Origin of the sequence: Pantoea sp. SOD02, from assembly GCF_024707505.1 — a bacterium.
In the GTDB taxonomy this organism is placed as follows: Bacteria; Pseudomonadota; Gammaproteobacteria; order Enterobacterales; family Enterobacteriaceae; genus Pantoea; species Pantoea symbiotica.
The window spans coordinates 4198179-4217037 of sequence record NZ_CP102604.1 but is presented as its reverse complement, the minus strand read 5'-3'; the positions used below and the strand labels follow the sequence as shown (position 1 = coordinate 4217037).

19 protein-coding genes are annotated in these 18859 nt (G+C 53.8%); 1 reads left to right on the top strand and 18 read right to left on the bottom strand.

All coding sequences use genetic code 11. The features are described 5' to 3' along the window. The first annotated feature begins 7 nt into the window (after positions 1–7). On the top strand, positions 8–670 hold the full coding sequence (gene yieH / locus NR302_RS19620; protein ID WP_258144230.1) for a 6-phosphogluconate phosphatase: 663 nt from the start codon (positions 8–10) through the stop codon (positions 668–670). An 83-nt stretch (positions 671–753) separates the two neighbouring features. Here the strand turns inward: yieH and NR302_RS19615 are convergent, their stop codons facing one another. From NR302_RS19615 to rsmG, 18 genes are all read right to left on the bottom strand, one after another. After that, entirely contained in the window at positions 754–1992 is a 1239-nt protein-coding gene (locus tag NR302_RS19615; protein ID WP_154195007.1) for an MFS transporter, read from the bottom strand. Between the two features lie 119 nt (positions 1993–2111). Continuing rightward, the gene (phoU, locus tag NR302_RS19610; protein WP_007893583.1) at positions 2112–2846 is read right to left on the bottom strand and encodes a phosphate signaling complex protein PhoU; all 735 of its coding nucleotides are present in this window, start codon (positions 2844–2846) and stop codon (positions 2112–2114) included. Positions 2847–2860: 14 nt separating this feature from the next. Further along, positions 2861–3634 (bottom strand): phosphate ABC transporter ATP-binding protein PstB, encoded by a 774-nt coding sequence (gene pstB, locus NR302_RS19605; protein ID WP_007893584.1) that lies wholly within the window; start codon positions 3632–3634, stop codon positions 2861–2863. Positions 3635–3677: 43 nt separating this feature from the next. After that, on the bottom strand, positions 3678–4565 hold the full coding sequence (gene pstA / locus NR302_RS19600; protein ID WP_008106705.1) for a phosphate ABC transporter permease PstA: 888 nt from the start codon (positions 4563–4565) through the stop codon (positions 3678–3680). After that, positions 4562–5524 (bottom strand): phosphate ABC transporter permease PstC, encoded by a 963-nt coding sequence (gene pstC / locus NR302_RS19595; RefSeq protein WP_061719978.1) that lies wholly within the window; start codon positions 5522–5524, stop codon positions 4562–4564. Before pstC ends, pstA begins: the two co-directional genes overlap by 4 nt. Positions 5525–5613: 89 nt before the next feature. Further along, positions 5614–6657, bottom strand: a complete 1044-nt coding sequence (pstS, locus tag NR302_RS19590; protein WP_008106709.1) for a phosphate ABC transporter substrate-binding protein PstS — start codon at positions 6655–6657, stop codon at positions 5614–5616. 175 nt (positions 6658–6832) lie between these two features. After that, a complete protein-coding gene (gene glmS, locus NR302_RS19585; RefSeq protein WP_008106713.1) occupies positions 6833–8662 on the bottom strand; it encodes a glutamine--fructose-6-phosphate transaminase (isomerizing) in 1830 nt (609 codons plus the stop codon). 250 nt (positions 8663–8912) lie between these two features. Next, on the bottom strand, positions 8913–10283 hold the full coding sequence (glmU, locus tag NR302_RS19580) for a bifunctional UDP-N-acetylglucosamine diphosphorylase/glucosamine-1-phosphate N-acetyltransferase GlmU (RefSeq protein WP_258144229.1): 1371 nt from the start codon (positions 10281–10283) through the stop codon (positions 8913–8915). Positions 10284–10492: 209 nt separating this feature from the next. Next, on the bottom strand, positions 10493–10912 hold the full coding sequence (locus NR302_RS19575) for a F0F1 ATP synthase subunit epsilon (RefSeq protein ID WP_008106717.1): 420 nt from the start codon (positions 10910–10912) through the stop codon (positions 10493–10495). A gap of 24 nt (positions 10913–10936) precedes the next feature. After that, positions 10937–12334 (bottom strand): F0F1 ATP synthase subunit beta, encoded by a 1398-nt coding sequence (gene atpD, locus NR302_RS19570; RefSeq protein ID WP_008106718.1) that lies wholly within the window; start codon positions 12332–12334, stop codon positions 10937–10939. 63 nt (positions 12335–12397) lie between these two features. Then, positions 12398–13264 carry a F0F1 ATP synthase subunit gamma gene (atpG, locus tag NR302_RS19565; protein ID WP_007893596.1) on the bottom strand — a complete coding sequence of 289 codons (867 nt, stop codon included), beginning with the start codon at positions 13262–13264 and terminating at the stop codon, positions 12398–12400. Positions 13265–13316: 52 nt separating this feature from the next. After that, entirely contained in the window at positions 13317–14858 is a 1542-nt protein-coding gene (gene atpA, locus NR302_RS19560; RefSeq protein ID WP_008106721.1) for a F0F1 ATP synthase subunit alpha, read from the bottom strand. A 14-nt stretch (positions 14859–14872) separates the two neighbouring features. Then, a complete protein-coding gene (gene atpH, locus NR302_RS19555; protein WP_008106723.1) occupies positions 14873–15406 on the bottom strand; it encodes a F0F1 ATP synthase subunit delta in 534 nt (177 codons plus the stop codon). A gap of 14 nt (positions 15407–15420) precedes the next feature. Next, positions 15421–15891 carry a F0F1 ATP synthase subunit B gene (gene atpF / locus NR302_RS19550; RefSeq protein ID WP_007893603.1) on the bottom strand — a complete coding sequence of 157 codons (471 nt, stop codon included), beginning with the start codon at positions 15889–15891 and terminating at the stop codon, positions 15421–15423. Between the two features lie 107 nt (positions 15892–15998). Continuing rightward, the gene (atpE, locus tag NR302_RS19545; protein ID WP_003849523.1) at positions 15999–16238 is read right to left on the bottom strand and encodes a F0F1 ATP synthase subunit C; all 240 of its coding nucleotides are present in this window, start codon (positions 16236–16238) and stop codon (positions 15999–16001) included. Between the two features lie 49 nt (positions 16239–16287). Beyond that, positions 16288–17106: a F0F1 ATP synthase subunit A gene (gene atpB, locus NR302_RS19540; RefSeq protein ID WP_007893608.1), complete on the bottom strand. Its 819-nt coding sequence runs from the start codon at positions 17104–17106 to the stop codon at positions 16288–16290. 8 nt (positions 17107–17114) lie between these two features. Continuing rightward, positions 17115–17495, bottom strand: a complete 381-nt coding sequence (gene atpI, locus NR302_RS19535) for a F0F1 ATP synthase subunit I (RefSeq protein WP_008106725.1) — start codon at positions 17493–17495, stop codon at positions 17115–17117. A gap of 713 nt (positions 17496–18208) precedes the next feature. Beyond that, positions 18209–18826 carry a 16S rRNA (guanine(527)-N(7))-methyltransferase RsmG gene (gene rsmG / locus NR302_RS19530; protein ID WP_258144228.1) on the bottom strand — a complete coding sequence of 206 codons (618 nt, stop codon included), beginning with the start codon at positions 18824–18826 and terminating at the stop codon, positions 18209–18211. Between the last annotated feature and the right edge of the window lie 33 nt (positions 18827–18859).

Here is an 18859-nt window from a genome sequence, read left to right as displayed (position 1 = left end):
ATGTGCGATGTCGGTTGAATGTATTTTTTTTGATTGCGACGGCACGCTGGTCGACAGCGAAGTGATCTGTACGCAAGCTTACGTCAACACCTTTGCCCGCTACGGTATTGAACGCTCTCTGCAGCAGATGTTTGAGCAGTATAAAGGGGTGAAGCTCTACGACATCATCCGCGATGTGGCGGCAGAACATCAGGTTGAATTGCCGCTTGAAGAGGTGGAAACCGCCTATCGTGCCGAAGTGGCTAGATTGTTTGATCTCGATTTAAAGCCGATTGCCGGTGCCAAAGCGCTGGTGGAAAGTGTCAACGTGCCGATGTGCGTGGTTTCAAACGGCACGGTGAAGAAGATGCAGCATTCGCTGGGATTGACCGGCATGCTGCCGTATCTCGATGGCAAGCTGTATAGCGGTTATGACATTAATCACTGGAAGCCAGATCCTGAGCTGATGTATCACGCCGCCGAGCAGATGCAGGTGCCGATTGAGAAGTGCATTCTGGTGGATGATTCCGAGGCTGGCGCGCGCGCGGGGATCGCGGCCGGGATTCCGGTGTTTTACTACTGCGCCGATGCGCACAATCCTGAATTAGATCATCCGCTGGTGACGCGCTTTGATGATATGGCGCAGTTGCCGGATCTGTGGAGCGCGCGTGGCTGGGATTTGTTGAAGTAAGGTGCGGTAATCAACCAGGTCGGCATAAATGCCGACCCTACATTCGTTCAGGTGTAGGGTCGCCATTCATGGCGACCACAAACTTAACCAATCGCGCCTAACGAATCCTCGTTGCTCTGCTTCTTCGGCAGCAGGAACAGCGTGGCGGCGATATCCAGCAGATAAATCAGCGCCAGCAGCGTAATCGCGGCGGTGAAAGAGATATTGGTCGCCAGCAGGCCAATCACCAATGGACCAAATCCGCCTACGCCACGTCCCAAATTAAACAACACGTTCTGCGCCGTCGCGCGTGCCTGCGGTGGGAAGGTGTCGGAAATCAGCGCGCCGTAGCCGCCAATCATGCCGTTTACAAACATTCCCATCAGCGCGCCGGTAAACAGCATCACCGTCGGATCGCGCAGCTGCGCATACACCACCACCATCACCACTGCGCCGAACTGATACAGCAGGAAGATTTTCCAGCGCGCGAAACGATCGGCCAGCACGCCAAACAGCCAGATGCCGAACGTCATGCCCACCACCGTGACGGCGGTCCACAAACCAGATTTGGTCAGGCTGAAACCGAAGTTGGATGACAGATAGCTCGGCATCCAGATCATCAATCCGTAGTAACCAAAGTTCTGCACCGAGCAGAGAATGAAAATCCCCAGGCTGGCTTTGCTGGTGGCGCGATCGGCGAACAGCAATTTAATGCGTGCACCAAAGGAGAGCTGCGGCGTTTTCTCAACGTGACGGGTAAAGCCTTCCGGCTCGCCCATGCTGCGGCGAATCACAAACGACACCAGCGCTGGCAGCAAACCGACGAGGAACATGCCACGCCAGCCAATCACGCTCAGCAGCGGCGGCGTGATAAAGGCCGCCAACAATACACCGAGCTGCCAGCCAATGCCCACCCACGCCGAGGCGCGGTTGCGCTTCTCTTTCGGCCAGGCTTCGGCAATCAGCGCCATGCCGATGCCGAACTCACCGCCCAATCCCACACCCGCCAGCGTGCGATACGCCAGCAGATCCCAATAACCTTGCGCCACCGCGCACAATCCAGTGAACACCGAGAACACCAAAATGGTGACGGTGAGAATGCGGATGCGGCCATAACGATCGCTCAGATGACCAAACACAATGCCGCCGATCACCGCACCGATCAGCGTCCAGGTCACCAGCGAACCGGCCTGAGAAGGATCGAGCGCCAGCGAGACGCTGATCGCCGGCAGCATAAAACCAAGAATCAGCAGATCGAATCCGTCCATCGCGTAGCCGCTGATCGCGGCCACCATGGCTTTCGCCGGTGTAATGGCTTGTTTTTTAGGAGTTGGGGAGGACATGTAACAGCACCTGGCAGAAAAAAGTGCGCCAAGTATAAAGAGAGGGAATCGCCGAGAACAGACAGAATTTAAGCAGGCAGCCCGTTAGCCACAGTGGCAACGGGCCGCCGACACATCAATCAAGAGGGTTTATTGCTGCCGTCGTCGCCCGACAGCAGTTCATCCAGCTTGTCGCCGCCCACATGACGGAAATCCTGACCTTTAACGAAATAGAAGATAATTTCGCAGATGTTCTGGCAGCGATCGCCGATACGCTCGATGGCGCGCGCGCAGAACAGCGCGGTCAGCACGCTTGGAATGGTGCGCGGATCTTCCATCATGTAGGTCATCAGCTGACGCACGATGCCTTCGTACTCTTTATCCACCTTCTTGTCTTCACGGTAGATTTTGATGGCTTCGTTGAGATCCATGCGCGCAAACGCATCCAGCACGTCATGCAGCATCTGCACGGTGTGATGTCCGAGCGCTTCAAGACTCACCAGCAATGGTAGATGCTGCTGGCTGAACTTCTCCAGCGCGGTGCGGCTGATTTTTTCCGCCACATCGCCAATGCGTTCCAGTTCAGAAATGGTCTTGATGATCGCCATTACCAGACGCAAATCGCTGGCGGTGGGCTGGCGTTTGGCGATGATGCGCACGCAGGCTTCATCAATCTCCACTTCCATCATGTTGACCTTCTGGTCGCCGTCGATCACGTGACGCGCCAGCTCGCCATCCTGGTTGTGCATCGCGGTGATAGCGTCCATCAGCTGCTTCTCAACCATGCCGCCCATGATCATCACTTGCGTGCGAATGTGCTCCAGCTCCGCGTTGAACTGACCGGAGATGTGTTTGTTCAGATTTAAATTATCCATGTGCGTCTCCTGAATCAGCCGTAACGACCGGTGATGTAATCTTCGGTCTGCTTCTGTGCGGGCTTAGTGAACAAGGTATCGGTATCGCTGAACTCAATCAGCTCGCCCAGATACATGAAAGCGGTGTGGTCAGAACAACGCGCGGCCTGCTGCATGTTGTGGGTCACGATTACCACAGTGTAATCCTGCTTCAGTTCGGTGATCAGCTCTTCGATACGACCGGTTGAGATCGGATCCAGCGCTGAACAAGGCTCATCCAGCAACAGCACTTCCGGGCGAATGGCGATGCCGCGCGCGATGCACAAACGCTGCTGCTGACCGCCGGAGAGACTGTAACCGCTCTGATGCAGCTTGTCTTTGGTTTCATTCCACAGCGCGGCTTTGGTCAGCGCCCACTGAACGCGCTCATCCATATCGGCACGCGACAGCTTTTCAAACAGACGCACGCCGAAGGCGATGTTGTCATAAATCGACATCGGGAACGGCGTCGGCTTCTGGAACACCATGCCGACGCGCGCGCGCAGCAGGGCGATATCCTGATTAGAAGCCAGAATGTTATCGCCATCCAGCAGGATGTCACCTTCTGCACGCTGCTCCGGATAGAGCGAGTACATTTTGTTGAAGGTGCGCAGCAAAGTGGATTTACCGCAGCCTGATGGGCCGATAAACGCGGTCACCTGGTTTTTGGTGATATCCAGGTTGATGTTTTTCAGCGCGTGAAACTTACCGTAATAGAAGTTCAGATTACGGACCTGAATTTTACCGGCTGATGAAGTCACGTTACTCATTCTCGTCTCTCATAAGCAGCGCCGCCGAAGCCGCGCCGGGAAATTAGTGTTTGCCCTTGGCGAAAACCACACGCGCCACAATGTTCAGTAGCAGCACGCACACGGTAATAATCAGCACACCTGCCCACGCCAGACTTTGCCACTCGGCAAACGGGCTCATGGCGAATTTAAAGATGGTGACCGGCAGGTTTGCAATCGGCTGCATCATGTCGGTGCTCCAGAACTGGTTCGACAGCGCAGTGAACAGCAGCGGTGCGGTTTCACCGGCGATACGCGCCACGGCCAACAGCACACCGGTGATGATGCCGGAAACTGACGCTTTCAGCGTAATCGCCGAAATCATCTTCCACTTCGGCGTACCCAGCGCGTAAGCCGCTTCACGCATGCTATCTGGTACCAGACGCAGCATGTTTTCGGAGGTACGAATCACAATCGGGATTTGCAGCAGCGCCAGCGCTACCACGCCAGCCCAACCGGAGAAGTGCTGCATCTGCGATACCACGATGGTGTAGACGAAAAGGCCCACCACAATCGACGGTGCTGACAGCAGAATGTCGTTGATGAAGCGAATCACTTCCGCCAGCCAGTGTTTACGGCCATATTCCGCCAGATAAATCCCGGCCATGATGCCGAGCGGCGTTCCGACGATCGTCGACCAGAAAATCAGTAAACCACTGCCGACTAAGGCGTTTGCCAAACCACCGCCCGCGGTATTCGGCGGCGGCGTCGATTCGGTAAACAGCGACCAGCTCAAACCATCAACACCGCGCGTAATGGTGGTGAACAGAATCCACACCAGCCAGAACAGACCGAATGCCATGGTCATCAGCGACAGCGTCAGAGCAATTTTGTTTTTGGTACTGCGCCACGCCTGCATTTTGCGGCGCGAGGCTTCCAGCTCAGCGCGAGCCTGAACTTCAATAGCGGTCATGAACGGGCTCCTTCACTCTTCGCCAGACGCAGGATCATCAGTTTGGAGATCGCCAGCACGATAAAGGTAATCACGAACAGGATCAGACCCAGTTCCATCAGTGCTGCCACGTGGACGCCGGATTCCGCTTCGGCGAATTCGTTGGCCAGCGCGGAAGTAATACTGTTGCCCGGCATAAAGAGCGAGGCGCTGTCGAGCTGGTAGGTGTTACCGATGATAAAGGTCACCGCCATGGTTTCACCCAATGCGCGGCCCAGGCCGAGCATCACGCCGCCAATCACGCCGTTTTTGGTGAACGGCAGCACGATGCGCCAGATCACTTCCCACGTGGTGCAGCCGATACCGTAAGCCGACTCTTTCATCATCACCGGCGTTTGTTCAAACACGTCGCGCATCACCGAGGCGATGTACGGAATGATCATGATGGCGAGAATCACGCCCGCCGCCAGAATACCGATACCGAATGCCGGGCCAGAGAACAGCGTGCCGACAATCGGGATATTCGACATCACGTTACCCACCGGCGTCTGGAAATATTCGGCGAACAGCGGGGCGAAAACAAACAGGCCCCACATGCCGTAAACGATGCTGGGGATCGCCGCCAGCAGCTCAATGGCGGTGCCCAGCGGGCGACGCAGCCAGCCTGGCGCCAGTTCCGTCAGGAACAGCGCAATGCCGAAGCTCACCGGCACGGCAATGATCAAGGCAATAATCGAGGTGACGAGGGTGCCGTAAATCGGTACCAGCGCACCAAATTGTTCGTTTGGCGCATCCCAGGTTTTATTCCACAGGAAAGAGAAACCAAATTTTTGGATGCTTGGCCAGGAGGAGAAAATCAGGGAGACGATAATGCCGCCCATCAACAACAACACGATAAGCGCGGATAGCTTCACCAGCGCGCCGAAAATCATGTCGCCTTGTTTACCGGGGGCTTTGAACGTCGGCTTAGTGGCAGCCATAGAATTCTCTGTTCTCAGGGGGATGTCAGGGCGGCACGCAGGCCGCCCATTGGGGTTGGCCAGCCGTCTCGGCTGGCCAGGTAAATCTGTTACTGGTACAGCGCTTTACCGGAGCTATCTTTGATGTTCGCTTTCCACGCTGCACGAATCTGGTTAGCTACGCTTTCTGGCAGCGCGGCGTAATCCAGGTCGGTTGCGGTTTTGCTGCCACCTTTGTAAGCCCAGTCGAAGAACTTCAGTACTTCGCTACCTTTCTCCGCATTCGCCTGATCTTTGTAAATCAGGATGAAGGTGGTTGAGGTGATCGGCCATGCTGCGTTGCCTTTCTGGAAGGTCAGATCCTGAGCAAAGGTTTTGCTCCAGTCTGCGCCTTTCGCGGCGTTCGCAAAGCTCTCTTCGCTTGGTGCGACCGCTTTACCGTCGGCATCAACCAGTTTGGTGTAGGTCAGGTTGTTCTGCTTGGCGTAAGCGTATTCCACATAGCCAATTGAACCCGGCAGACGCTGTACGAATGCGGCCACGCCGTCGTTACCTTTACCGCCCAGACCGGTCGGCCAGTTAACGGTGTTACCTTTACCGATTTTGCTGTTCCACTCTTCGTTCACTTTCGCCAGGTAACTGGTGAAGACGAATGAAGTACCGGAACCGTCAGCGCGGCGAACCACGTTGATGTTGGAATCTGGCAGTTTCACGCCTGGGTTCAGTTTAGTGATCGCCGGGTCGTTCCACTTTTTGATGGTACCGAGGTAGATGTCGCCCACGGTTTTACCGTCGAGAGTCAGTTCACCTGATTTCACACCTGGGATGTTAACTGCCAGCACCACGCCACCGATTACGGTAGGGAACTGGAACAGGCCGTTTTTCTGCAGATCTTCTTCTTTCATTGGCGCATCAGACGCACCGAAATCGACGGTTTTAGCGATGATTTGCTTCACGCCGCCTGAAGAACCAATACCCTGATAGTTGATTTTGCTACCGGTGGCTTGCTGGTACTCGGCTGCCCACTTGGCATAAACCGGCGCCGGGAATGTCCCGCCTGCGCCCGTCAGATCGGTTGCTGCAAAAGCAGAGACCGCGCTTACTGCGAAGGTGGCGGCGAGGATTCGGGCTACGGTGCTACGCATCAGTGTCATGTTCCCTCCAGGGGATTTAAAAAAATCAGGCTCAATGCCATTTTAGTAGGAGTCGTGATTGCTGCTGGAGGGAAAATAGGACAGTTTGATGACAGTGAAATGTACGAAATATGACAGTTATATGACAGCGTGCAGAAATGAAGCGGGCCCGTTGCGGGCCCACTCTTATAGCAGTTTATTCAACGGTAACCGATTTCGCCAGGTTACGTGGTTGGTCAACGTCGGTGCCTTTAATCAGCGCCACATGATACGAGAGCAGCTGTAACGGCACGGTGTAGAAGATCGGTGCAATCACCTCTTCTACATGCGGCAGAGAGATGATTTTCATGCCATCGCTGTCGCTGAAACCTGCATCCTGATCGGCAAACACGTACAGCAAACCGCCGCGCGCGCGCACCTCTTCAATATTGGATTTCAGCTTCTCCAGCAGTTCGTTGTTCGGCGCGACCACGATCACTGGCATATCCGCATCAATCAGCGCCAGCGGGCCGTGCTTCAGCTCGCCCGCCGCATAGGCTTCGGCGTGGATGTAGGAGATCTCTTTCAGCTTCAGCGCGCCTTCCATAGCGATTGGATACTGATCGCCACGGCCAAGGAACAGCGCGTGATGTTTATCCGAGAAACCTTCCGCCAGATTTTCGATCACTTTGTCCTGCGCCAGCATCTGCTCGATGCGGCTCGGCAAAGCCTGCAGCGCGTGCACAATCTCGTGCTCGGTTTCGGCTTTCATGCCGTGCAGACGCCCGAGTTTCGCCACCAGCATCAGCAATACTGCCAGCTGCGTGGTGAAGGCTTTGGTCGAGGCAACGCCAATTTCGGTACCGGCTTTGGTCATCAGCGCCAAATCTGACTCGCGCACCAGCGATGAACCGGCCACGTTACAGATCGCCAGCGAACCGAGATAACCCAGCTCTTTTGACAGGCGCAACGCCGCCAGCGTATCGGCGGTTTCACCCGATTGTGACAGCGTGATCAGCAGACTATTTTTACGCACCGCAGATTTGCGATAACGGAATTCCGAAGCGATTTCCACATCACAAGGCAGATTAGCCAGCGACTCAAACCAGTAACGCGAAACCATGCCGGAGTTGTATGACGTACCGCAGGCGATGATCTGAATATGTTCGACCTGGCTCAGCAGCTTCTCAGCATCCGGGCCCAGCTCGCTGAGATCGACTTCACCGTGATTGAAACGACCGGTGATGGTGTTTTTAATCGCGTTCGGCTGCTCGTAAATCTCTTTCTGCATGTAGTGACGATAGATGCCTTTATCGCCAGCATCGTACTGCGCAGTCGATTCGATTTCGGCGCGCTTAGCCGTTTTACCATCACGATCGATAATGGTGACTTCGCGGCGGGTGATCTCGGCAATATCGCCCTCTTCCAGATAGATGAAGCGACGCGTCACCGGCAGCAGTGCCAGCTGATCGGAAGCAATAAAGTTTTCACCCACGCCACGGCCAATCACCAGCGGGCTACCGGAACGCGCCGCCACCAGCAGCGAAGGATCGCGGCTGTCCATGATCACCATGCCATACGCACCGCGCAGCTGCGGAATGACGCGCAGCACCACTTCACGCAGCGTGCCGCCCTGCTTCTGCTCCCAATGCACCAGATGCGCCACCACTTCGGTGTCGGTTTCTGAGGCAAAGTGATAGCCGCGCTCAAGCAACTGCGCGCGCAGCGGCTCATGGTTTTCAATGATGCCGTTGTGCACGATGATGATGTGCTCAGAAACGTGCGGATGCGCATTGGCCTCCGACGGTTCACCGTGGGTCGCCCAGCGCGTGTGTGCGATACCGGTGCCGCCAATCAGCGGCTGCTGCTCTGCGGCTTCCGCCAGGTTCTGCACTTTACCCAGACGACGCAGGCGCGTCATATGGCCCTGACGATCGACGACGGCTAATCCCGCTGAGTCATAACCGCGATACTCAAGACGACGCAAACCTTCCAGCAGAATTTCTGCAATGTCACGCTGCGCTACTGCACCAACAATTCCACACATAGTAATTTCCTGACTTCATGGCTTTCGGCCATTGCGTTGTCATACGACCTGATTTCCCCGAGCCTTGTAGAGAGTGGGGATATTTTACCCGTCATACTTCAAGTTGTAGGTGCGTTGGCTGCGAGCGCTCACCTCAGTCACTTACTTAAGTAAGCTCCTGAGGATTCACACTCTTGCCGCCTTCCTAAAACTCGAATTATTAAGGGTAATTGGCACTGCAAACAGGCCGATCGTTGTCGGCCTTTAAAATTTATTTTTTCTTAACAGGGCGCTGCCAGCCCGATTTTTGATTCTGCTCTTTACGGTTGTAGACCAGATCCGCAGCTAACACATCTTTCATTATTGTGGTGCCTGCGGCGATGGTCGCTCCGCTCGCCACGCTGACCGGCGCCACCAGCTGGGTATCCGAACCGATAAACACGTTGTCGCCAATGATGGTTTTGGATTTGTTGGCGCCATCGTAGTTACAGGTAATGGTGCCCGCGCCGATATTCACACCCGCGCCAATTTCCGCATCGCCAAGATAAGAGAGATGACCGGCTTTGGAGCCTTTACCGAGCGTGGCTTTCTTCATCTCTACGAAGTTGCCCACGTGCGCTTCTTCCGCCAACTCGCTGCCCGGACGCAGACGCGCAAAAGGCCCAACCGTACAGGCGGCGGCTAAGGTTGCATCTTCGATCACCGAATAGGGGCTGATTTCACAGTCGTCAGCAATCACGCTGTTTTTGATGATGCAGCCGGCACCGATTTTGACGCGGTTGCCGAGCGTGACCTTGCCTTCGATGATCACGTTGGTGTCGATCTCAACATCGCGGCCGTGTTGCAGCGAACCGCGCAGATCGAAACGCGCCGGATCGCGCAGCATCACACCCGCCAGCAGCAGCTTTTCTGCCTGCTCGCTTTGGTAGACACGCTCAAGCGTTGCCAGCTGCAGGCGGTTGTTGACGCCGTCGGTTTCGCTGATGCGCGCCGGATGCACCGCATTGATCACGCGGCCTTCGTGGTGCGCCATGGCGATGATATCGGTGATATAGAATTCGCCCTGCGCGTTGTTGTTGTTAAGCTGCGCCAGCCAGCGCTTGAGGTCGCCGCCGTTGGCAATCAGGATGCCGGTGTTAATTTCCTGAATTTTCAGCTGTTCTGGCGAGGCATCTTTCTGCTCAATAATGCCGGTCACCGTGCCGTTTTCACGCACAATACGGCCGTAGCCGGTTGGGTTATCCAGAACCACGGTGAGTAAGCCAATGCCGCCTGCGGGTTTCGCGTCGCGCAGACGTTGCAAGCTGGCCTGCGAAATCAGCGGCACGTCGCCGTACAACATCAGAATATCTTCGTCATCGGCAAAGAAAGGTGCAGCCTGCTGCATCGCGTGGCCGGTACCGAGTTGTTCGGCCTGCAGCACCCAGTTGAGTGCGTTAGGCGCTAACGTCGATTGCAGCAAATCTCCGCCGTGGCCATAAACCAAGTGGATCTGCTGGGCGCCCAAACCGGTTGCGGCATCAATCACGTGTTGAACCATCGGTTTACCTGCAAGGGTGTGCAGAACTTTAGGCAGGTCGGAATACATTCGGGTGCCTTTGCCAGCGGCTAAGATCACCACACTCATCGCGTTCGTAGACATAACTATCCTGATTCTCTTCAACTGTCGAAAGTGTAAGGTTTAGCCCTGAGATTACTACATTTTTCTCGGGTCGAAATTAGCGGGGTTGGGGAAAGCGGATCGAGGTCGGCTGGTGGTCGCCATCAAGGGCGACGCTACGAGATGATGTTTATTGGGCAAAAAAAAATGCCAACCCAAAGGGCTGGCATTTCGTGACGCATAAAGCCTGATTACATCGCTTTTTTGGTCAGCTCGATGACACGCAGTTTCGCGATGGCTTTCGCCAGTTCCGCAGAAGCCTGAGCATAGTCCACGTCGCCGTGACTGCTGTTCATGTGCTCTTCTGCTTTACGTTTCGCTTCCAGCGCGCGCGCTTCGTCCAGATCTTCGCCGCGAATCGCGGTGTCGGCCAGAACGGTGGTGCTGCCAGGCTGAACTTCCAGCACGCCGCCAGAGAGGTAAATAAACTCCTCTTCGCCGTGCTGTTTCACGATGTGAATCATACCAGGCTTGATGGCTGTCAGCAGCGGGGCGTGGCCAGGACGAATCCCCAACTCACCTTCGCTACCTGACACCTGGATACGCTCGACCAGACCGGAGAACATTTGTTGCTCCGCGCTGACCACGTCCAGATGATAAGTCATAGCCATACCATTCCTCCTGGGAAACCTAAATTACAGTTTCTTCGCTTTTTCTACGGCTTCTTCGATAGCGCCGACCATGTAGAACGCCTGCTCTGGCAGGTGGTCGAATTCGCCTTCCATGATGCCTTTGAAGCCACGGATGGTGTCTTTCAGGGTCACGTACTTACCTGGAGAACCGGTGAAGACTTCAGCAACGAAGAACGGCTGAGACAGGAAGCGCTGAATCTTACGCGCACGTGCCACCAACAGTTTGTCTTCTTCAGACAGCTCGTCCATACCGAGGATGGCGATGATGTCTTTCAGTTCCTGGTAACGCTGCAGCAGAGACTGCACGCCACGCGCAACGTCATAGTGCTCCTGACCCACGATCAGTGGATCCAGCTGACGGCTGGTTGAATCCAGCGGGTCAACGGCTGGGTAGATACCCAGAGAGGCGATCTGACGGCTCAGCGTAACGGTTGAGTCTAAGTGAGCAAAGGTGGTTGCTGGTGACGGGTCAGTCAAGTCATCCGCAGGAACGTAAACGGCCTGAACAGAAGTGATTGAACCAGTCTTCGTGGAGGTAATACGCTCCTGCAACACACCCATCTCTTCTGCCAGCGTTGGCTGATAGCCTACCGCAGATGGCATACGACCCAGCAGTGCTGATACTTCAGTACCGGCCAGGGTGTAACGATAGATGTTGTCGATGAACAGCAGAACGTCACGGCCTTCATCACGGAATTTTTCCGCCATGGTCAAGCCGGTCAGTGCTACGCGCAGACGGTTACCCGGCGGCTCGTTCATCTGGCCATACACCAGCGCTACTTTATCGATAACGTTGGAGTCAGTCATTTCGTGGTAGAAGTCGTTACCCTCACGAGTACGCTCACCCACGCCAGCAAATACCGAATAACCTGAGTGCTCAGCCGCAATGTTACGGATCAGCTCCATCATGTTTACGGTTTTACCTACACCCGCACCACCGAACAGACCGACTTTACCGCCCTTAGCGAACGGACACATCAGGTCGATTACCTTGATGCCGGTTTCCAGCAGTTCCTGCGAGTTAGACTGATCTTCATAAGAAGGTGCTGCACGGTGAATAGAGGAAACCTCTACTACAGTGCCGTCGTCATTCTGCAGGTCGCCTTTCATGTCGATTGGCTCACCCAATACGTTCATGATACGGCCGAGGGTTGCTTTACCAACCGGAACCTGGATAGGTTTTTTCAGGTCAGTAACTTCCAGACCGCGCTTCAGGCCGTCAGAAGTACCCATGGCGATGGTACGAACCACGCCACCACCCAGCTGCTGCTGAACTTCCAGCACCAGACGAGCATCACCATTTTTCACCTCGAGAGCGCTGTATACCTGCGGTACCGCGTCCTGAGGGAATTCGACGTCAACTACGGCGCCGATAATCTGGACAATCTTTCCAGCTGCCATCTTGAATCCTCTACCTAATACGAAAATACCCAGCCGCGCTCGCGCGACAGGATATATGCCTGGTTAAACCGCGGAGGCTCCCGAGACGATCTCGGTAAGTTCCTGGGTGATGCTGGCCTGACGAGCTTTGTTGTAAACCAACTGCAGCTCTTTGATCAGGTTTCCGCCGTTATCGGTTGCAGCTTTCATCGCAACCATACGTGCGGCCTGCTCACTGGCCAGGTTTTCCACCACACCCTGATAAACCTGCGATTCGACGTAACGACGCAGCAGGGTATCCAGCAGCGCTTTCGGATCGGGTTCGTACAGGTAATCCCAGGTCTTCGCCTTCATCTCTTCTTCACCTTCCGCTGGCGGTAACGGCAGCAGTTGGGTAATGGTCGGAGTCTGAGACATGGTGTTATTAAACTTGTTGGCAACGATATACAGCTTGTCGATGCGACCTTCATCATAGGCCTGCAACATCACTTTTACCGGGCCGATCAAATCAGACAGTGCAGGCTTATCGCCCATACCGGTGACCTGTGCCACGATGTTGCCACCTACAGAGCCGAAGAATGAATTGCCTTTCGAACCGATAACGGCCAGATCGCTCTGTACGCCTTTATCAGCCCAGCCTTTCATATCTGCCAGCAATTTTTTGAACAGGTTAATGTTCAAACCACCACAAAGCCCGCGGTCAGTCGAAACGACCAGGTAGCCGACGCGCTTAACGTCACGCTCATCCAGGTAAGGGTGCTTGTATTCCAGATTACCCAGAGCAAGGTGACCAATCACTTTGCGCATGGTATCTGCATACGGACGGCTGGCCGCCATGCGTTCCTGCGTTTTACGCATTTTGGAGGCGGCGACCATTTCCATCGCTTTGGTGATCTTCTGCGTATTTTTTACGCTTCCGATCTTACTACGTATTTCTTTTGCGCCGGCCATTAGCTTCTCCTCAAAGCCTTGCGGCCTGCCTTTTCAGACAAGCCGCCAGACATTACCAGGACTGGGTTGCTTTAAACGTTTCGAGGAGGCCTTTCAGCTTCTCTTCGATTTCGTTATTGAAGTTACCCGCTTGGTTGATTTCAGCCATCAGCTCAGCGTGATCGCGATCCGCGAACGCCAGCAGAGCGGCTTCGAAGCTGCCGACTTTCGCCAGTTCAACATCGTTCAGATAGCCGCGCTCAGCAGCAAACAGCACCAGACCCTGTTGCGCGACGGACATCGGCGCATACTGTTTCTGTTTCAACAGCTCGGTCACTTTCTGACCGTGGCTCAGCTGTTTACGCGTTGCATCGTCCAGATCGGAAGCGAACTGAGAGAACGCAGCCAGTTCACGATACTGTGCCAGCGCGGTACGAATACCACCGGACAGTTTCTTGATGATCTTGGTCTGTGCAGCACCACCAACACGGGATACCGAGATACCCGGGTTAACGGCTGGACGAATACCGGAGTTGAACAGGTTAGATTCCAGGAAGATCTGACCATCAGTAATCGAGATTACGTTGGTCGGAACGAACGCAGAAACGTCACCCGCCTGAGTTTCGATGATTGGCAGTGCGGTCAGAGAACCGGTCTGGCCTTTCACTTCACCGTTGGTGAAGCGCTCAACGTAGTCAGCGCTAACGCGTGATGCACGCTCCAGCAGACGAGAGTGGAGATAGAACACGTCGCCAGGGAATGCTTCACGACCTGGTGGACGGCGCAGCAGCAGAGAAATCTGACGGTAAGCAACAGCCTGCTTAGACAGGTCATCGTACACGATCAGTGCATCTTCACCGCGGTCACGGAAGTACTCACCCATCGCACAACCGGCGTACGGTGACAGGTACTGCAGTGCTGCAGATTCAGAAGCAGAAGCGACAACCACGATGGTGTTAGCCAGCGCGCCGTGCTCTTCCAGTTTGCGAACTACGTTAGAAATGGTTGACGCTTTCTGGCCAATCGCAACGTAGACACACTTGATGCCTGAATCGCGCTGGTTGATGATGGCGTCGATTGCCATTGCGGTTTTACCGGTCTGACGGTCACCGATGATCAGCTCACGCTGGCCACGGCCGATTGGAATCATCGCATCGACAGATTTGTAACCGGTCTGAACAGGCTGGTCTACTGACTGACGGTCGATAACGCCCGGTGCAATCACTTCAACAGGCGAGAAGCCGTCGTTTTCGATTGCGCCTTTACCGTCGATCGGTGCACCCAGGGTGTTCACCACACGGCCCAGCAGGCCACGGCCAACTGGAACTTCTAAAATACGACCCGTACATTTTACTTTCATGCCTTCCGCGAGGTCAGCATACGGGCCCATCACTACTGCACCAACCGAGTCACGCTCGAGGTTCAGTGCGATAGCGTAACGGTTGCCCGGCAGGGCAATCATCTCACCCTGCATGACATCGGCCAGGCCGTGTACGCGGATGATACCGTCACTTACAGAAACAATAGTACCTTCGTTGTGAGCTTCACTCACGACATTGAACTGAGCAATGCGCTGCTTGATCAGTTCGCTGATTTCGGTGGAATTCAGTTGCATATGCTCCAGTCCCCTTAAGACTGCAAGACGTCTGCCAGACGATCAAGACGGCCGCGTACGCTGCCATCAATGACCAGGTCACCCGCACGGATAACCACACCTGCCATTACAGACTTATCAATTTTGCAATTCAGCTTAACTTTACGTGACAGACGTTTTTCCATCGCGGCGCTGATTTTAGTCAGCTGACTGTCACTCAGCGTGCTGGCAGAAATCACATCAACTTCGGCTGTCGCTTCATAAGCGTCACGCAGTTGAATGTACTGAGCCAGTACCGCTGGAAGCGCTGTCAAACGTCCGTTTTCGGCCATTACCTTAATCAGGTTCTGGGCGTTTTCATCAAGTTGATCGCCACAAACTGCAATGAAAGAAGCAGATAACGCTTCCGGTGCAAGCGCACCGGAAAGAAGATCTGCGATCTGTTCGTTGCGAGCCACTTCTGCGGCAAACGCCAGCATTGATTGCCAGCGATCGATGCTTTGATGCTCAACAGCAAAGTCAAAAGCTGCTTTGGCGTAGGGGCGAGCTACAGTAATCAGATCAGACATCAGCCCCTCCCTCCTTACAGTTCAGCGACCAGTTTATCAACGATGTCGCTGTTAGCAGCTTCATCCACGGAACGTTCGATGATTTTCTCGGCGCCAGCTAATGCCAGCAACGCGACTTGCTTACGCAGCTCTTCACGGGCACGCGAACGCTCGGCATCAATTTCTGCCTGCGCCTGTGCCACGATGCGGTTACGTTCAGTCTCAGCTTCGGTTTTCGCTTCGTCCAGAATCTGGGCACGGCGTTTGTTCGCCTGCTCGATAATGACCTGAGCGTCTTCTTTCGCTTTTTTCAGCTGGTCGGTCGCATTGGCCTGCGCGAGATCTAAATCTTTCTTCGCGCGCTCAGCAGAAGCAAGGCCTTCAGCAATTTCTTTCTGGCGCTTTTCGATGGCAGCCATAATCGGCGGCCATACGTACTTCATGCAGAACGCGACAAACAGAATGAACGCGATGGCCTGGCCGAGGATTGTTGCATTAATGTTCACAGCACAATGCCTCTTATTAAGTTAACTTGCTCTGCCGCTATCAGAGATAAACGGCAGAATCCGTCCCTCATCACACCAGGTGCCATGAGTGAACAAGGCTACCAGGTTTAAGCGACAGCAAACATCACGTAGAGACCCAGACCTACAGCGATCATCGGGATTGCATCCACCAGACCCATTACAACAAAGAACTGCGTACGCAGCAGAGGGATCAGATCCGGTTGACGCGCGGCGCCTTCCAGGAATTTACCTCCGAGGATGCCGATACCGATCGCAGCACCGATTGCCGCCAGGCCCATCATCACAGCGGCAGCCATGTACAGCAGATCCATATTCAGGTTTTCCATGACAGTCTCCAGTTTGTTTCAGTTAAAAGCTTAAGTGTTGAGATAAAAATCAATGTTCTTCAGATGCCATCGACAGATAGACGATCGTGAGGACCATGAAAATGAAAGCCTGCAGCGAAATGATCAGGATGTGGAAAATGGCCCAAGGCACATTCAACAACCACTGCGACCACCACGGCAGCAAGCCGGCAATCAGGATAAAGATCAACTCACCCGCATACATGTTACCGAACAGTCGCAGACCCAGTGAAACAGGCTTGGACAGCAGGCTAACACCTTCAAGAATCAGGTTAATGGGGATGAAGATCGGGTGATTAAAAGGCTGCAGCGTCAACTCTTTGGTGAAGCCGCCAATGCCTTTCATTTTGATGCTGTAGAACAGAATCAAAATAAATACGCCCAGCGCCATAGACAGCGTGATGTTCACGTCTGCAGACGGCACGACGCGCAGCGCCGGCAGGCCTAAATAGTGCTCGCCGATAAACGGCAGCAAATCGATAGGCAGCAGATCCATGAAGTTCATCAGGAAGACCCAGACGAAAATCGTCAGAGCCAGCGGGGCGATAAGTTTGCTTTTACCGTGGTACATGTCGCGCACGTTGTTATCAACGAAGCCGACAACCAGTTCGATAGCCGCTTGTAATTTCCCTGGAACACCGCTGGTAGCGCTTTTCGCCACTTTACGGAACAACACCAGGAAAATCAGTCCCAGCACCACAGAGAAAAACATGGAATCGATATTTAATACCCAGAACGTCGCGGGAGCGTCGTGCGGATTCACCAACTCGAAAGTACGCAGGTCCAACTGAAGGTTATTCAGGTGGTGACCTATGTATTCTTGCGGAGTAGAGATTTCTCCAGCAGCCATGATGCCTCTTACCCTTTGTTGTTAATTACAGCCGGAGCGACGATCTGCACCACCAGCACCGATAACCACGTGATTGCGAGTGGCCAGAAGACCGCTCCAAACACACCCAACGCCACCGCGAGGAAAATGACGGTTGTGAACACCTTCAACACTTCACCGAGGGCGAAGCTCCAGGCAACACGTCCTTTCGCAGGCGTTTGATCCTGCAGGCGCCAGGCCAAAAACATAAACAACACGTTCGGCAGCCAGGCTGCCACTCCACCCGCGAAGGCGGAGGCGCCCCAGGTAACCTCTTTCAGGGTAAAGAGCGCACCGATGATGACAAAGGTCACCAGCTGAATGATCAGCACGGCCCGGGCTAATTTCACACTGTAAAGAGACACTGACATGACGCTGAACTCTCCTGCCCCGAACGGGGTATGTCGCGTGTCGTATAAGACTGCCTTTACTCATTTGAGTCAAGCAGCAAAAGCCGTGCAAATTATACGGGCGCCACCTGCGATTTCAATCGGTAAGTAGCGAAAAGGTGAACAATTATTTAAATTTCTTTCTGAAGGGCTATTTTTCAAAACATCGTCATTAGGCAATGTCTGACTTAAATGCTGAAAATGCCCGATCGACTTGCTTTTAAAGCGTGCTTTAGATCACATAATAAACAAGGAATGCCTGACTGAATTTGTACCAGTTAAGATTCATACGATTTCAAATTCGACTAAAGCATCTATAAATCAGTGCATTAAATTTATTTATTAGGTGTTGGACTACGATTTTCGAGAAAAACACTCTATTGACATCATGCGCTGCAATAAAAACGCAAAACTGATATTACGCACGCCAATTTATTGCAAAGTTATATTTTCCCCAGTGATTATTTGGTTGGGTAAATACACGCAATAAAGTGATCTAAGTGATAATGAAATGTGAAATGTTCGTTAAATGTAACAGAGCTTTTCGGATAATTTCCGTCGGAGATGTTAACTCGCTCGCCCTGCCCTGCTAAATAAAAGCTTTTACCTAAAAGTGTTCAATCGCTGCTTTTTCGTTCAGGGAAAAGACTAAGGCAAACGGCATGAACTGGCTCAAATCCATACCGTTTAAAAGGCTATTGGCGGGTAATCACCACCAGATGACGTTCACCATCCAGTTCGGGTACCTGCAGCGGTTGAATTTTCTCTACCGTAAAGCCCGCCGGTAATGCAGAAATCTCATCATCCGGACGCACGCCTTTCAGGGCATAAAATCGACCTTCAGGGCTCGGCAGGTGATGACACCAGTTCAGCATATCTTCCAGTGAAGCAAATGCACGGCTGATAACACCATCGAATGGCGGCTCAGACGGGAACTCTTCAACGCGGCTCTGCACTGGCGTGACGTTAGTAAGTCCTAACTCATGTTGTACCTGACGCAGGAAACGCACGCGTTTGCCAAGGCTATCCAGCAAGGTGAAATGCGATTGCGGCCGCACAATGGCCAGCGGAATACCCGGTAAGCCCGGACCGGTGCCCACATCAATAAAGCGTTCGCCCTGCAAATGTGGCTCAACCACCACGCTGTCGAGAATATGGCGCACCAGCATCTGCTGCGGGTCGCGCACCGATGTCAGGTTATAGGCCTTATTCCACTTATGCAGCAACTCAACATAGCCAACCAACTGCTGTTTTTGTTGATCGATAAGGGAAATGTTTGCCGCATTCAGCAGCGAGGAGAGTTTGTTGATCACGACGAGAATTCCATTAACGGGGGCGAGTTGCCT